The 15,202-nt window shown below is 70.0% G+C and carries 16 protein-coding genes and 1 tRNA gene; 14 read left to right on the plus strand and 3 right to left on the minus strand.

Features of this window, described 5'->3' with window-relative positions:
- Positions 1-80: 80 nt before the first annotated feature.
- The 6 genes from phnE to KXJ60_RS20900 all read left to right on the plus strand — a co-directional run bounded on the left by phnE (position 81) and on the right by KXJ60_RS20900 (position 4,357).
- A complete protein-coding gene (phnE, locus tag KXJ60_RS20875; RefSeq protein ID WP_291132115.1) occupies positions 81-881 on the plus strand; it encodes a phosphonate ABC transporter, permease protein PhnE in 801 nt (266 codons plus the stop codon).
- Positions 878-2,800, plus strand: a complete 1,923-nt coding sequence (gene selB / locus KXJ60_RS20880; RefSeq protein ID WP_291132116.1) for a selenocysteine-specific translation elongation factor — start codon at positions 878-880, stop codon at positions 2,798-2,800. The genes phnE and selB overlap by 4 nt, the downstream gene beginning before the upstream one ends.
- 18 nt (positions 2,801-2,818) lie before the next feature.
- A tRNA-Sec gene (locus tag KXJ60_RS20885) sits at positions 2,819-2,911 on the plus strand.
- A gap of 19 nt (positions 2,912-2,930) precedes the next feature.
- Positions 2,931-3,371 carry a glycine cleavage system protein H gene (locus tag KXJ60_RS20890; protein WP_291132118.1) on the plus strand — a complete coding sequence of 147 codons (441 nt, stop codon included), beginning with the start codon at positions 2,931-2,933 and terminating at the stop codon, positions 3,369-3,371.
- 5 nt (positions 3,372-3,376) lie between these two features.
- Positions 3,377-3,772 (plus strand): DsrE family protein, encoded by a 396-nt coding sequence (locus KXJ60_RS20895; protein WP_291132121.1) that lies wholly within the window; start codon positions 3,377-3,379, stop codon positions 3,770-3,772.
- 12 nt (positions 3,773-3,784) lie between these two features.
- The gene (locus tag KXJ60_RS20900) at positions 3,785-4,357 is read left to right on the plus strand and encodes a nitroreductase (RefSeq protein ID WP_291132124.1); all 573 of its coding nucleotides are present in this window, start codon (positions 3,785-3,787) and stop codon (positions 4,355-4,357) included.
- Positions 4,358-4,386: 29 nt separating this feature from the next.
- Here KXJ60_RS20900 and KXJ60_RS20905 read toward each other — a convergent pair whose 3' ends face one another.
- Positions 4,387-5,514, minus strand: coding sequence for a substrate-binding domain-containing protein (locus KXJ60_RS20905; RefSeq protein ID WP_291132127.1), 1,128 nt, complete (start codon positions 5,512-5,514; stop codon positions 4,387-4,389).
- Between the two features lie 122 nt (positions 5,515-5,636).
- Here KXJ60_RS20905 and KXJ60_RS20910 point away from each other — a divergent pair, with 122 nt between their 5' ends.
- The 8 genes from KXJ60_RS20910 (at position 5,637) to KXJ60_RS20945 (ending at position 13,287) form a co-directional block, all read left to right on the plus strand.
- The gene (locus tag KXJ60_RS20910) at positions 5,637-6,377 is read left to right on the plus strand and encodes an ABC transporter permease (RefSeq protein ID WP_291132129.1); all 741 of its coding nucleotides are present in this window, start codon (positions 5,637-5,639) and stop codon (positions 6,375-6,377) included.
- A gap of 11 nt (positions 6,378-6,388) precedes the next feature.
- On the plus strand, positions 6,389-7,159 hold the full coding sequence (locus KXJ60_RS20915) for a phosphate ABC transporter ATP-binding protein (RefSeq protein WP_291132132.1): 771 nt from the start codon (positions 6,389-6,391) through the stop codon (positions 7,157-7,159).
- Positions 7,160-7,191: 32 nt separating this feature from the next.
- A complete protein-coding gene (locus KXJ60_RS20920; protein WP_291132156.1) occupies positions 7,192-7,974 on the plus strand; it encodes a substrate-binding domain-containing protein in 783 nt (260 codons plus the stop codon).
- A gap of 173 nt (positions 7,975-8,147) precedes the next feature.
- Positions 8,148-8,882 carry a molybdate ABC transporter substrate-binding protein gene (locus KXJ60_RS20925; RefSeq protein WP_291132135.1) on the plus strand — a complete coding sequence of 245 codons (735 nt, stop codon included), beginning with the start codon at positions 8,148-8,150 and terminating at the stop codon, positions 8,880-8,882.
- Entirely contained in the window at positions 8,869-9,909 is a 1,041-nt protein-coding gene (locus KXJ60_RS20930) for an iron ABC transporter substrate-binding protein (RefSeq protein WP_291132137.1), read from the plus strand. Before KXJ60_RS20925 ends, KXJ60_RS20930 begins: the two co-directional genes overlap by 14 nt.
- Positions 9,906-10,970: an iron ABC transporter permease gene (locus tag KXJ60_RS20935; RefSeq protein ID WP_291132139.1), complete on the plus strand. Its 1,065-nt coding sequence runs from the start codon at positions 9,906-9,908 to the stop codon at positions 10,968-10,970. The genes KXJ60_RS20930 and KXJ60_RS20935 overlap by 4 nt, the downstream gene beginning before the upstream one ends.
- Positions 10,967-11,764: an ABC transporter ATP-binding protein gene (locus tag KXJ60_RS20940; RefSeq protein ID WP_291132142.1), complete on the plus strand. Its 798-nt coding sequence runs from the start codon at positions 10,967-10,969 to the stop codon at positions 11,762-11,764. The genes KXJ60_RS20935 and KXJ60_RS20940 overlap by 4 nt, the downstream gene beginning before the upstream one ends.
- An 83-nt stretch (positions 11,765-11,847) precedes the next feature.
- Complete coding sequence (locus tag KXJ60_RS20945; protein ID WP_291132145.1) at positions 11,848-13,287, plus strand: UDP-glucose/GDP-mannose dehydrogenase family protein; 1,440 nt, start codon at positions 11,848-11,850, stop codon at positions 13,285-13,287.
- 9 nt (positions 13,288-13,296) lie between these two features.
- Here the strand turns inward: KXJ60_RS20945 and kdpE are convergent, their stop codons facing one another.
- Positions 13,297-13,989: a two-component system response regulator KdpE gene (gene kdpE / locus KXJ60_RS20950; RefSeq protein WP_291132147.1), complete on the minus strand. Its 693-nt coding sequence runs from the start codon at positions 13,987-13,989 to the stop codon at positions 13,297-13,299.
- On the minus strand, positions 13,986-15,202 hold a 1,217-nt coding region (locus tag KXJ60_RS20955; protein WP_291132150.1), incomplete at its 5' end, for an ATP-binding protein. The genes kdpE and KXJ60_RS20955, both read right to left, overlap by 4 nt.

Here is a 15,202-nt window from a genome sequence, read left to right on the forward strand (position 1 = left end):
AGGGGGCAACGCCAGTGGACCGGCAAAGCCGGATCCACGGCGTTCTTGATGAGCGGGCTCGTGCTCTGGAGGTGCGTGTGATGAACCATGTTGTTCCGTCGCAGCCCCCACGCCGCTGGAGCGTGCCTGCGCTGCTGCTCGGTATCGCCTTGCTGGCGGTGGCGAGCTTTGCGGAGATTGGCGTTGACTGGGGCCGGCTGTTGTCCGTGGATGCGGCGCAGCGGATGGGGCGCTTCCTGGGCGAGATGACGCACCCGGCGCGCGAGCCCGCGTTCCTCGCGCGCCTGGGCGTGGCCACACTGGAGACGCTGGCGATGTCGGCCGTGGGCACCTTGCTGGCGGCCATTTTCGGCCTGTTGCTGGCGTTGCCGGCGAGCCGCACACCCGGGCAGGCCCCGGGCTTCTGGCGCATGCCCACACGCTGGTTGCTCAACGTGCTGCGCTCGATTCCCGAACTTGTGTGGGCCGCGCTGCTGTTGATCTCGGCAGGGCTGGGCCCACTGGCCGGCACGCTGGCGCTGGCCCTGCACACCACCGGCGTGCTCGGGCGGCTGTTCGCCGAGGTGATCGAAAACGCGCCCGACGGCCCCGCCGCCGCATTGCGCGTGCAGGGTGTGCACGCCGGCCGCGTGTTTCTCTACGCCACCTTTCCGCTGGCCCTGCCGCAGCTGATGTCGTACACCCTGTACCGCTGGGAAAACAACATCCGTGCGGCGGCGGTGCTCGGTGTGGTGGGTGGCGGTGGTCTCGGGCAGATGCTGTCGTTCCACATGGGCCTGTTTCACATGCGCGAGACCGGTTCCATCCTGCTCGCCACCATCGTGCTCGTGGCGCTCGTGGACCTGCTCTCCACCGTGGCCAGAAGGATTCTCAACCCATGATCATCGGCACCGCAGGCCACATCGATCACGGCAAGACCACGCTGGTGCGCGCGCTCACCGGTGTCGACACCGACCGACTGCCGGAGGAAAAGCAGCGAGGCGTGTCGATCGAACTGGGCTATGCCTTCCTCGATGCACCGCAGGGTCACCGCATCGGCTTCATCGACGTGCCCGGCCACGAGCGGCTGGTGCACACCATGCTCGCTGGCGCCACCGGCATCGACTTCGCGCTGCTCCTGGTGGCGGCCGACGACGGCGTGATGCCGCAGACGCGCGAGCACCTGGCCGTGCTGTCGCTGCTGGGGATTGATCGTGGGCTGGTGGTCATCACCAAGTGCGACCGTGCCGACGCCGCGCAGGTGCAGGCCGTGGCAAGCGACGTGCGTGCGCTGCTGGCGCCTTCTTCTCTGGCCGGTGCACCGGTGTTGCCGGTGTCGGCGCAATCGGGGGAAGGCATGAAAGCCCTGAAAGACGCGCTCTTTGCCGTCGCGCTGGACCACCGAACGCATGCGCGTGACGGCGACGCGTTTCGCCTGGCGGTCGACCGCGCCTTCACGCTCGATGGCGTGGGCACCGTCGTCACCGGCACGGTGCACGCGGGGCAGGTGAGTGTGGGTGACGAGCTGCAGCTGGTGCCCGGCACACGCCGCGCGCGCGTGCGCAGCCTGCACGCCCAGAACCGCGCCGTGACCACTGCCCATGCCGGCCAGCGCTGCGCGGTGGCGCTGGCGGGCGTGGACAAGCACGAGATCGAGCGCGGCCAATGGCTCACCGAACCCGCCATGGCCATGGCCACCGACCGCTTGGACGTGCAGCTCTCGCTGTGGCACGGCGAGTCGCGGGCGCTGCGCTCAGGGGCCACCGTGCATGTGCACCTGGGTTCAGCCACCGTGCTGGCCGCCGTGGCCGTGCTGGAGCCGCCCTTGCTGGAGCCCGGGCAGAGCGGGCTTGTGCAACTGGTGCTGCGCAAGCCGCTGGGCGTGTGGCATGGCGACCGCGTGGTGCTGCGCGACGCCTCGGCCTCGCGCACGCTGGCCGGCGGGCGTGTGCTCGACCCCTGCGCCCCTGTGCGTTACCGGCGCACGCCCCAACGCCTGGCCGAGCTCGACGCGCTCTCGCTGCCCACAGCGGCGCAGCGCCTGCATGCGTGGCTGGCCGTGGCACCGCAGGGCATTGACTTGCGGCGCTTCGCCGCATCGCAGGGCGCGCCGCTCGGTGAGTTACCCGCCCACGCGCTGCACCACAGCGACGCGCACACCGACATGGCGCTGGGCGAGGCGCAAACCACGCAGGCCTGTGAGCGCGTGGTGCAGGTGCTCGCGGCCTACCACGCCTCGCACACCGAAGAGCTCGGCCCCGACAGCGCGCGCTTGCGGCGCCTGTCGTTGCCGCGCCTGCCCGAGCCCCTGTGGCGCGCCTTGCTCGCGCGGTTGCAGGCGCGGGCACAGGTGCAGGTGCGCGGTGCTTTCGTGCATCTCCCCGAACACGGCGTGCGCCTGTCCGCCACCGAAGAGCGTCTGGCGCAGAAGGTCGCATCGCCCTTGACCAAAGCCGGCTTCGAAGGCGCCTGGGTGCGCGACCTCGCCCGCGACATCGCCGAGCCCGAGGCCCTGGTGCGCGTCACCCTGGTGCGCCTCTCGCAGCGCGGCGAGCTCTACCAGGTGGTGAAGGACCTCTATTACCCACCGGCCACGATGGCGCAGCTTGCTGCGCTGGCCAGGGGCGTGGCGGCTCAGAACGAGGGCGCCGTGCTGGCCGCGAGTTTCCGCGATGCCACCGGCCTGGGCCGCAAACGCGCGATCCAGATCCTGGAGCACTTCGATCGCATCGGCCTCTTGCGCCGCGTGGGCGATGTGCATTGGCTGCGTGCAGACAGCCAGCTGTTTTTGCAAGCCGAAGTGGCCGCGGCGCCGCTATGATCGGCGAGCGTTTTTTGCGGAGGGGAAACGGCCCTGGTGGGTCGGCCGGGCTTCAAACCCGGTGGGTGGCGCCATGCGTCGCCGGGTGGGTTCGACTCCCATTCTCCTCCGCCCCTTTCACCTTGCGGCCATGAACGCGCTGAACCTCCCATTCCCCGACGACCTGCACTACCTCGTGGAGCATCAGGTGTGGGCGCGCCTGGACGGCGATGACCTGGCCACGGTGGGCATCACTTCGCTGGGCATCCAGTTGGCCGGTGAGATCTACATGTGCCGGCCCAAGACGATCGGCTCTGCGGTGGAGCAGGGGCGTTCCATTGCGGTGGTGGAGCTGGCCAAGTCCATCGTGTCGGTGAAGTCGCCGCTCAGTGGCGCCGTGGTGGCGGTCAACCCGCGCCTGGCCACCAAGCCTGAGCTGGTGCACCTGGACCCGTATGGCGAAGGCTGGCTCGCGCAGTTGCGCGTGGCCGATGCAAAGAGCGAGCTGGCGGCACTGGTGCACGGCGATGCCGTGGCGCCCGCCATGCAGCACCACGCCTGGCTGCACCGCCAGGAACAAGGCGAGGGCTGAAGCGCATGGGCTTTGTTGACCAACCCGTCGAGGGCATTGCCATCCTGCTGTGGGCCAGTGAACCCGAGGCACCGCACCGGCTCGCAACCCCTTTCTTTCATGCGGCCGCAGCAGGGGCCATGGACGTACCCGTGGAGATTTACTTCACCGCCCGCAGCGTGCACCTGCTCGTGCCGGGGGTGGCCGGGCAATTGCGCGCCAGTGCGCACTTCAGCAAGACCGTGCTGGACGCCATGCGCGAGGCCGTGTCGCATGGCGCGCGGCTGCTCGCCTGCACCGACGCGCTGCATGCGCAAGGGCTTGACCCCCATCACCTTATCGCCGAGTGCAGCGGCCATGGGGGTGCCGTGCAGTTCATGGCGCGCGCGGCCGACCTGCGCTGGCGCACGCTGGTTTTCTAGGACTTCGTCAACATGGACGCTCCCCGCTCTGACTTCTTCCACGGCTTGATCGAGCGCTATTCGGTCGGCACCAAGCACCTGAGCGAGCCCGCGCCGTCGATGGACGACCTGCTTCGCATGACCGAAGCCGCGTTGCGCGCTCCCGATCACGCGGGCCTTGTGCCGTTTCGCTTTGCGGCCATCCGTGGCGCGGCGCGCGAGCGCCTGGGCGACCTGTTTGAAGAGGCTGCCCTGCAGGCCGGCAAGAACGCCGAAGACGCGCAGCGCGACCGCCACCGTGCGCTGGACGCCCCCCTGCTGCTCGCGGTGGTCGCGCGCATCGACACCGGTCACCCGCAGGCCACGGTGCACGAGCAGTGGATGGCCGTGGGCGGCGCGCTCACCAACCTGCTCAACGCGGCGCACGCGCTGGGCTACGCCGGCAAGATGCTGTCGGGCGCCAAGGTGCGCGCCGCCCCAGTGGTGGCGGCGTTTTGCGAACCGGGCGAGCAACTGGTGGGCTGGGTGGTGCTCGGCACCGCACGCAAGGCCGGCTCACCCAAATTCAACAAACCCGACCCCACCCAGGTGACCCGCGACTGGTGACGAGCGGCGGAGCGTGGGGGCTAACTACCTCAATCCCACCAAGGCAGCAGCCGCTTCATGGCCGCCACCTCGCCGCAATGGTCGGTGGCGTAGCCGGGCAGGGCGTTCAGGCGTTCTTGCCAGGTGCGGTGGCGCAGGCGCTGCAGCAGGCGCTGCATGGCGGGTTGTTCCAGGGCGCTCTTCAGGCACACCAGCAGGTAGCGCTCTTCGGTCAGGGGCACGAAGTCCAGGCCTTGCGTGCGCGCCGCGTATTCGGTGCCCAGGCCCACGTCGGCGCTGCCGTTGGACACGGCCTGCGCCACGGCGGCGTGCGAGCTCTCCACGTTGTGATAACCGACCACGTCCATGGGCAGCAACGTGGCCTGCGCCAGCAGCTCGTCGAGCAGCAGGCGCGTGCCGGTGCCAATGGCGCGGTTCACGAAACGGGCCTGCAGCCGCGACACGTCGGTGATATCGCGCAGGCGCAGCGGGTTGCCTGGCGCCACCATCAAGCCTTGTGAGCGGCGCGCAAAACCGATGATCTTGTGCAGTCCGGGCTTGAGCAACGGGCGGTAGGCCCGCGCGCTGAGGCTGCCCGCCGCCGCGAATGGCTGGGTGTGGAACCCCGCGAGCTCGCAGCGGCCTTCGTTCAAGGCCCGGATCGCGTCCACGCTGCCGCAGAAACGGATGTCCAGGTGCAAGGGCGGTGCGGCGTTGCGGCCTGCCGTGGCCATGCCGGCGTGCTGCTGCAGTTCGGTGAGCGCGTGGTCGTGGCTGGCGTAGAGCGTGAGCACATCGCCCGGGCCGTCGCGCTCGCCCTCTTCGAAGGCCATGGCAAAGGCGCGCTCCAGCTCGGCGCGCAGGCTCTCCATTTGCGGGCCCAGCCGGGCCTGGGCCAGGCGCTCGGCCATCAGCAGGCGTTCGCCAAACGGCGTGAGGCGCGCGGCCTGCCCGCGCTCCCAGAAGATGAGCTGCTGCCCGAGCCCGGCTTCCCATTCCTTGAGCTGGCCCCACACATGGCGGTACGACAGGCCCAGCTCGCGCGCGGCGCCCGATATGGAGCCGCTGCTGCGCAGGGCGTGCAGCACATCCATCATGGGGTTGCGCAAGAGCGCGGGGTGGGACGAGCGCTCGGGCGTTGAAGCGGTCAGCGTGTAGGAGAGCTCGATCTTTCGCATGGACGCCGAGTGTGCCCGAAACGGGCGCAAAACCCGGTGCGGCCATCGTATGTACATCGGTTCATATCGCGTCATTACGTACTCCCAATTCCGGAGCACCCCCGTAAGCTCGGTCGCAACATATGAACACTTTTTCAGATAGCCTGGTCACCGCTTTGCGGCTGATTCTTTCGGGCGACCCAGGTCTTTGGACGGTGGTCATGCGCTCGCTGGCGGTCAGCGCCACCGCCTGTGTGCTGGCCTGCGGGCTCGGGCTTTTGATGGGCGCATGGCTCGCTGCCGCCCGCTTTCCTGGCCGGGGCGCGGTGCTCACCGTGCTCAACACCTTCCTCGCTGTGCCGTCGGTGGTGGTGGGCTTGGTCATTTATCTGTTGCTCTCGCGCTCCGGACCGCTGGGTTTTCTGGGCTGGCTGTTCAGTTTTCAGGCCATGGTGCTGGCGCAGACGGTGCTCGTGCTCCCGCTGGTGACCGCGCTCACCCGCCAGGTGGTCGAAGACGCCGACCGCAGCCACGGCGAGCAGCTGTCTTCGCTGGGCGCGGGCAGCACGTTTCGCAGCCTGCTGCTGGCCTGGGACGAGCGTTACGCGCTGCTGACCGTGTTGCTCACGGCATTTGGCCGCGCCGTGTCTGAAGTGGGCGCGGTGATGATCGTGGGCGGCAACATCGAAGGCTTCACCCGTGTCATGACCACGGCCATCGCGCTGGAAACCAGCAAGGGCGACCTGCCGCTGGCGCTGGGCCTGGGCGTGGTGCTGTTGCTGGTGGTGCTGCTGCTCAATGCCCTGGTGTCGCTGCTGCGGCGCTGGCGCGAGCGGGCCGATGGCGCGGCCAGCGCAGCGGCGCCCACCCTGGTGTCGGCATGAGCGGGATGCCCATGACCACCCACCACCCCGTGGTGCCCGCCGCCTGCTTCGACCTGCGCGGTGTGCAGGTGCACCTGGGCCCTGCTGCGCGGCTGCAGGCGCTCACCGATGTGTTTCTGCGTATCGAGGAGGGCGAGCGCGTCGCGCTGGTGGGCGCCAATGGCAGCGGCAAAAGCACGCTGCTGCGCACGCTGCACCGCCTGCAGCGCCCCAGTGCAGGCGAAGTGCACACGCCGGCGCACCAGCGCGTGGCCATGCTGTTTCAGCGCCCGCACATGCTGCGCATGAGCGCGCGGCGCAACATCCAGCTCGGTCTGTGGCTGCAAGGCGTGCCGCTGCGCCAGACGCATGCCTTGGCGCTCAAGGCCATGGAACGCGTGGAAATGGGTCACCTCGCCGAGCGCAATGCGCGAGCGCTCTCCGGCGGTCAGCAGCAGCGCCTGGCGCTGGCGCGCGCCTGGGCATTGCGCCCGGCGGTGTGGCTGCTTGATGAGCCCACCGCCAGCCTGGACCCCCACGCCAAGCGCGAGGTGGAGGCGCTCATTGCCGAATTCACCGCCGCTGGCCAGCGCGATGCCGCAGGCCAGCCCACCGGGCGGCCGACCACGCTGGTGTTCAGCAGCCACAACCTCGGCCAGGTCAAGCGCCTGGCCAGCCGCGTGATTTACCTGGAGCAGGGCCGCTTGCTGGCCGACCTGCCCACGCACGATTTTTTCAACCACGACCTCCTGCGTTCCCTGTGTCCGCAGGCCCATTTGTTTGTCCAAGGAGAAAGCCTGTGAAAACCACCTTCCGTCAACTCACCCTCACCGCCGTGCTCGGCACCGCCGGCCTGCTGGCCAGCGCGGGCGCTTTTGCGCAGAGCATCGTGGTGGCGTCCACCACGTCCACCGAGCAGTCCGGCCTGTTCTCGTTCCTGCTGCCGGAGTTCAAGAAGGCCAGCGGCATCGACGTGAAGGTGGTCGCACTGGGCACCGGCCAGGCCATCGACATGGCGCGCCGCGGTGACGCCGACGTGCTGTTCGTGCACGACAAGGTGGCCGAGGAGAAATTCGTGGCCGATGGCTTCTCGGCCAAGCGCCAGGAGGTCATGTACAACGACTTCGTGCTGATTGGCCCCAAGGCCGACCCCGCCAAGACCCAAGGCAACGACATCGTCGCCGCCCTCAAGAAGGTGGCCACAGGCAACAACGAATTCATCTCGCGCGGCGACAAGAGCGGCACGCACGCCGCCGAGCTGCGCTTCTGGAAGATGACCGACACCGACGCCAACAAGGGCACCGGCTACAAGGAATGCGGCTGCGGCATGGGCCCGGCGCTCAACATCGCGGCCAGCAGCGGCGGCTATGTGCTGTCGGACCGCGGCACCTGGCTCAATTTCAAGAACCGCGCCGACCTCGCCGTGCTCGTGGAGGGCGACAAGCGCCTGTTCAACCAGTACGGCGTGATGCTGGTGAGCGCGGCCAAGCACCCCCAGGTGAAGACGGCTGAGGGCCAGAAGTTCGTGGACTGGGTGACCGGCCCTGCCGGCCAGGCGGCGATTGCCAGCTACAAGATCGGTGGCGAGCAGCTGTTCTTCCCCAACTCGGCGAAGTGATGCCCACCCCCGTTGCTTGCTCACTGCGTGTAGCCGCATCCCCCCTCAAGGGGGCGGTGCCTGCGGCCCGGCGGAGCCGGTTCCGCGGCACCTCTGGATTCAGACTTTGGCACGCCACCGTGATGGCTGGTCTGACACTGCTTTCGGCTTGCGCCACACCCTCCGTTGCTCCCATGAAAGAACCTCTTCAGGTCTACGCCGCTGGCAGCTTGCGCGAGGTGCTGACCGAGATTGCGAAGGCGCACGAGGCGGGTACCGGGCAGGCGGTGGCGCTGACCTTTGGCGCTTCGGGCTTGCTGCGCGAGCGCATTGAAAAAGGCGAGGGCGCCATGGTGTTTGCCTCGGCCGACACGCAGCACCCGCAGCGGCTGGCCGGCGCCGGCGGCTGGGCGCCTCACACCGTGTTCGTGCGCAACAGCCTGTGTGCGCTCACGCAGGCCAACGTCAACACCACGCCCGACACCTTGCTCGCCACCCTGCTCGACCCCGCCGTGAAACTGGGCACCTCCACGCCCAAGGCCGACCCGTCGGGCGACTACGCGTGGGAGCTCTTCCGCAAGGCCGAGGCCGTGCGCCCGGGCGCCTACGCGGCGCTCAACGCCAAGGCGCTGCAGCTCACCGGCGGCCCCAACTCGCCCAAGCCGCCGGCCGGGCAGGGCACCTACGCGTGGGTGATGGACCAGGGGCAGGCCGATGTGTTTCTCACCTACTGCACCAATGCCGTCGCCTCGCAGAAAGAGGTGCCGCGGCTGAAGGTGGTGCAGGTGCCGCCCGCGCTGCAGGTGGGCGCTTCTTACGGGCTCACGGTGCGGCGCGGTGCGCCCGCGCAGGCCGAGGCGTTTGCCCGGACCCTGCTCGCACCGCCAGCGCAGGCCGCGTTCGCGCGGTACGGGTTTGGTCGGCCCTGAACGCGCCGCATGGCGCCGGCGCGATCTGCTGATCGCGTCGGGGCTCGGCGCCTGCCTGCCCGCCAGGGCGCAGGGGCGCAGCGTGACCGACGGCGCAGGCCGGCGCGTGAACGTGCCCGCGCAGGTGCAACGCATCTTTCCGGCCGGCCCGCCGGCGGCCATCTGGCTTTACACGCTCGCGCCCGATGCGCTCATGGGCTGGCCGCGAGCCAACCGCGGGCCCGAGCTGGAGTTTTTGCTGCCGGGCGTGGGCAACCGGCCCGAGGTGGGCCGCCTCACCGGGCGCGGCAACACCACCAACCTCGAACAGCTGCTCGCCAGCAAGCCCGACCTGATCGTGGACGCGGGCTCCACGCGCCAGACCTTTGTGGAACTGGCCGACCGCGTGCAGGCGCAGACCGGCATTCCCTACGCCCTGCTGGACGGCCGGCTCGAAGCCACCGCCCGCGGCTACACCTTGCTGGGCGAGCTCACCGGGCGGGTGGAGCGCGCCGCCACGCTGGCGCGCTACGCGCAGGACACCTTGCGCACCGTGCGCGAACGCGTGGCCCGCGCCACCACGCAGCCGCGCGTGTACTACGCCCGCGGCCCCGAAGGCCTGGAGACCGGGCTGGGCGGCTCCATCAACGTCGAGATGTTCGAGGCCATGGGCATCCGCCATGTGGCCGCCGGCCTGCAGGGCGGGCTGGCCACGGTGTCCATCGAGCAGGTGCTGGCCTGGGACCCGGAAGTCATCGTCACCATCGACCAGACCTTTTCGCAGACCGTGGCCGCGAACCCGCTGTGGCGCGGCGTGAGCGCTGTGAAAAGCGGGCGTGTGCACCTCTCGCCCAAGCTGCCCTTTGGCTGGATCGATTTCCCTCCCAGCGTGAACCGCCTGCCGGGCCTGTGGTGGCTGGGCAGCAAGGTGTTTCCGTCGCTGTTTCCCGAAGACCTGGCCACGCTCACGCGCGATTTCTACAAGCTGTTCTACCAGGTCGATCTGAGCGCTGCGCAGGTGCAGCGCGTGCTGGCCGGCCGATCGTGACACCGCCCCGCCGCGCTGCGCGCGACCCCCTCCCGGGGGCGGCACCCACCGTCCGGCACCGCTGGCCCGGCGGTGTCTCCTGGGCCTGGCTCGTCCTGCTGGCGGGCTTGCTGCTGGCCCTCACGCAGGGCCGCATCGACATCCCGTTGGCCGACCTGTGGCAGCTGGCGTGGTCGGTGCTGCAGGGCGCGCCCGCGCCCAACGAGCAGGTGCAAACCATCGTGTTGCAGGTGCGTGGCCCGCGTGTGCTGGCCGCCATCGCGGTGGGAGCGGCGCTGGCGGTGTCGGGGGCGGCGTTTCAGGGGCTGTTTCGCAACCCGCTGGTGTCGCCCGACATCCTGGGCGCATCGGCCGGCGCGGCGCTGGGCGCGGTGCTGGGCATCTTCTTTTCGTTCGGCGTCTTCGGCATCCAGATGGCGGCGTTTGCCGGCGGCCTGCTGGCGGTGGCCCTGGTGTATGGCGTGGGCTCGACCGTGCGCCATGGCGACCCGGTGCTGGTGCTGCTGCTGGCGGGCATCGTGATCGGCTCGCTGCTGGGGGCGGGCATCGGGCTGGTGAAGGTGCTGGCCGACCCCTACAACCAGCTGCCGGCCATCACCTTCTGGCTGCTTGGCAGCCTGGCCGCCGCGCATGCGAACGACGTGCTCCCGCTCATCCTGCCGGTGGCGCTGGGGGCGGGCGTGCTGCTGTTGCTGCGCTGGCGCATGGACGTGATGTCGCTGCCCGAGGAAGAGGCCCGCTCGCTCGGCGCGCGCACCACCGGGCTGCGGCTGCTCATCGTGGCCGCGGCCACGCTGGTGACGGCGGCGAGCGTGGCGGCCGCCGGCATCGTGGGCTGGGTGGGGCTGGTGGTGCCGCACCTGGCGCGCTTTCTGGTGGGGCCGTCGTTCGTGCGGCTGCTGCCCGCCTCGGCCGTGCTGGGCGGCGGCTTGCTGCTGCTCATCGACACCCTGGCCCGCACCATGGCACCGGTGGAGATCCCGCTGGGCATCCTCACCGCGCTCATCGGCTCGCCCTTCTTCATCGTGCTGCTGCGGCGCGCATCGAAAGGCTGGACATGACCGCCATGCTGGAGGCGACCGCGCTCAACGTGGGTTACCCCGGCCGCGTGGTCGGCTCCGATCTCTCGCTGTCGTTGCAGGCCGGCGAAGTGCTGGCGCTGCTGGGCCCCAACGGCTGCGGCAAGACCACGCTGCTCAAGACGCTGCTCGGGCTGCAGCCGGCGCTGGGCGGCGCGGTGCAGCTGCAGGGGCGAGCGCTGTCGGCCTGGCCCACGGTGGAGCGCGCGCGCGTGTTGGCCTATGTGCCGCAGGGGCAGGCCAGCACCTTCGGCTTCACCGCGCTGGAGATGGTGCTGATGGGCCGCACCGCGCACCTCGGCCTGATCGCCCGCCCCGGCGCGAAGGACCATGCCATTGCGCTGCAGGCGCTGCAGCGCCTGGGCATTGACCACCTGGCGCAGCGCTCGGTGCACCGCATCAGCGGCGGCGAGCGTCAGCTGGTGCTGATTGCCCGTGCGCTCGCGCAGCAACCCCAGGCGGTGCTGCTGGACGAGCCCACCGCCAGCCTGGACTTCGGCAACCAGGGCCTGGTGATGCGCGCCATCCGCACGCTCGCCGACGAAGGCCTGGCGGTGCTCTTCACCACGCACGACCCCAACCAGGCGCTGCGCTGCGCCGACCGTGCCCTGCTCATGCGCGAAGGCCGCGTGCTGCACAGCGGCGCCGTGGCGCAGGTGATTGAGGTCGGCCGCTTGCGCGAGCTCTACCGCGCCGGCGTGCACGAGGTGGCGGACGCCGCCGGGGGCGCGCCGGTGTTTCTGCCGGCATTCGACACCGCGCCGCTGCACGGCTGAGCGCGTCACGCGCCTGTCATCGCCCTGCCAACGCGGCGACACGCGCGGCTTGCAGCATGGCCTCCAACCAATGGAGGACGGCCATGAAGATTGCAGTGGTAGGTGCGGGCTATGTGGGGCTGGTGACGGCGGCCTGCCTGGCCGAGCTGGGCAACGACGTGGTGTGTGTGGACCGCGACCACGGCCGCGTGGCGATGCTGCAGGCCGGCGGCGTGCCGATCTTCGAGCCCGGGCTGGACGACGTGCTGCAGCGCAACCGCCACGCCGCCCGCCTGCACTTCACCACCTCTATGGCCCACGCCGTGTCGCACGGCGAGGTGGTCTTCATTGCGGTGGGCACGCCCCCGCAGGAAGACGGCTCCGCCGACCTGCAGCACGTGCTGGGCGTGGCCGAACAGATCGGCCGGCACATGGACGCGTTCAAGGTCGTGGTGAACAAATCCACCGTGCCGGTGGGCACGGGCGCGCGCGTGGAGCAGGTGCTGCGCAGCGCCTTGAACGCGCGCGGGCTGCACACGCTGGACTTTGCGGTGGTCTCCAACCCCGAGTTCCTCAAGGAAGGCGCCGCGCTGGACGATTTCATGCGCCCCGACCGCATCGTGATCGGCCTGCCACCGGGTGAGCTGGGCGATACCGCTCGCCGCCTCATGGCGCGCCTGTATGCGCCTTTCAACCGCCACCACGAGCGCAGCCTGTGGATGGACGTGGCCAGCGCCGAGCTCACCAAGTACGCCGCCAACGCCATGCTGGCCACGCGCATTTCTTTCATGAACGAAATGGCGCTGCTGGCCGACGCGCTGGGCGCCGACATCGACGCCGTGCGCCGCGGCATCGGGTCGGACAGCCGCATCGGCCACAGCTTTTTGTACGCGGGCACGGGCTATGGCGGCAGCTGCTTCCCCAAAGACACGCGCGCCCTGATCCACACCGCCTCAACGCACGGCGTGGGCATGCAGATCGTGGAAGCCACCGAGGCGGTGAACCGGCGGCAGAAGCAGGTGCTGGTGGAGCGCGTGTGCGCGCACTTCGGGAGCGATTTGCGCGGGCTGCGTCTGGCGGTATGGGGCCTGGCCTTCAAGCCCAACACCGACGACATGCGCGACGCGCCCAGCCGTGTGGTGATTCCCGAACTGCTGCGCCGCGGCGCCGAGATCGTGGCGCACGACCCGGTGGCGCAGAGCGAGGCGCAGCGTGCGCTGTGCGCCGACCTGGGCTGCGCCGTGGGCCAGGTTCCCCGGCTGCGCTTTGCCGACACCGCCCTGGACGCGCTCCAGGGGGCGGACGCGCTGCTGGTGCTCACGGAGTGGAAGAGCTTTCACCACCCGGACTTCGCCGCCATGCAGCGCCGCATGCGCGGGCGCGTGGTCTTCGATGGCCGCAACCTGTACGACCCGGAACTCATGGACGCGCAGGGCTTTGTGTACCAGGGCATCGGGCGGCGGGGCGAGCTCAAGGCCGCGCAGCGGCCTGCCCACACCGTGGTGTCGGCGACCGAGCGCGCGCCGAGCCTGCTGGCGACCTGAGCCTTGGCTTCAGGCCACGAACCGGTAGCCGATGCCGGTCTCGGTGACCAGGTGGCGCGGCATCGAGGGCTGCGCCTCGATCTTCTTGCGCAGGTTGGCCATGTGCACGCGCACGTAGTGAGAGTCTTCCAAGTGCCCCGGCCCCCACACCGCCTTCAGCAGCTGCGCGTGCGTGATCACGCGGTCGGGTTGTGAGGCCAGGTGGGTGAGCAGCTTGTATTCGATCGGTGTCAGGTGCAGCGCCTCGCCGGCGCGCTCGACCACGCGGCGCACGAGGTCGATGCGCACCTCGCCAAAGGTGATCTGCGGTGCGCCGCCCGGTGTTTGCTGCTGGTGGCGGCGCAGCTGCGCGCGCACGCGGGCGCTGAGTTCGCCCGAGCCAAAGGGCTTGACGAGGTAGTCGTCGGCACCGGCATCGAGTGCGGCGATCTTGCTGGCTTCGGTGCTGCGGGCAGACAACACGATCACCGGCATGGGTGACCACTGGCGCAGCTCGCGGATGAGGTCCACACCGTCGCCATCGGGCAGGCCGAGGTCGAGCACCACGAGGTCGGGGCGGCGCGTGCCGGCCTCGATCAGCCCGCGCTGGTAGCCATCGGCTTCGTGCACGGTGTGCCCCTCGGCCTCCAGCGTGAGGCGCACGAAGCGGCGGATGTGGGCTTCGTCTTCGACGATCAGGATCTGGCTGCCGGCTGGGCTCATGGCGTGGGGGTTTCGGGTGAGGCGGCGGGTTCGCCGAGGTCGGCGGGCGGTGTGCCCCGGGGCAGTGTGATCACGAAGCGCGCGCCCTGCACGGCGCCGCCGTGTTCGCGCGTGTGGCCCTCAATGGTGCCACCGTGCGCCTCGACGATGGCGCGGCAGATCGCCAGCCCCAGGCCCACGCCGGGTGTGGCGCTTTCGCGCTGGCCGCGCTCGAACTTCTCGAACACCCGCGCCTCGTGCCCTTTGGGCAAGCCGGGGCCGTGGTCGTCCACGAGCAGGCTCACGGCGTCGCTGCGCTCGCGCGCGCTGAGGTGAATGGCGCTGCCTGCCGGGGTGTACTTGGCGGCGTTCTCCAGCAGGTTGACCAGCACCCGCTCGAACAGCACGGTGTCCAGGTGCAGCAAGGGCAGGGCGTCGGGCAGGCTCACGCGGATCTCGCGCCCCTGCAGCACCGGGCTGCAGGCCGCGAGCGCGCTGCCCACCACCTCTTCCAGCGGCTGCCAGGCGCGGTGCAGCTGCACCGCACCGGCCTGCAGGCGCGCCATGTCGAGCAGGTTGTTGACCAGCGCGTTCATGCGCTGGGCCGACTGGCGCATGGCCAGCGCCACGTCGTGCTGTGCGGGGCTGAGTGCGGGGGGTGTGAGCTCAAGCGCGTCGGCCAGGCCCACCAGCGAGGCCAGCGGCGTGCGCAGGTCGTGCGAGATGGCCGAGAGCAGCGAGTTGCGCAGCCGCTCGGACTCGATCTGCACCGTGCTGCTTTGCGCCACCTCGATGTAGTGGATGCGTTCGAGCGAAATGGCCAGCAACGAGGCGCAGGTCTGCAGCAGGCGGCGCTGCTCGATGCCCCAGGCGCGCTGCCCGGGCGGCTCGATCACCAGCACGCCGCGCACGCGCATGGGCGCTTTCAGGGGCAGCACGAGGCAGGTGCTGGCCGGCAGGGTGTGGGTGCCATGCCCGGCTTCTTCGCCGCGCTCGAAGGCCCATTGCGCCACCGCCATGTCCACCGGGGCACTGCCGCCTTCGATGGTCTGCAGTTGCTGGTGCTCGTCGGCCACCAGCAGCGCCGAGCGTGCGCCGAATTCGCCGGTGATGAAGCGCGCGCCGATCTCGGCCACCTGTGTGTCCACCAGCGCGGCCGACAGGTCGCGCGACATGTCGTAGAGGCTCTTCACGCGGTGCTCGCGCTGCGTGGCGGCTTCGGCCTGCTGGCGCA

Origin of the sequence: Hydrogenophaga sp. (assembly GCF_019264445.1) — a bacterium.
Classification (GTDB): Bacteria; Pseudomonadota; Gammaproteobacteria; order Burkholderiales; family Burkholderiaceae_C; genus Hydrogenophaga.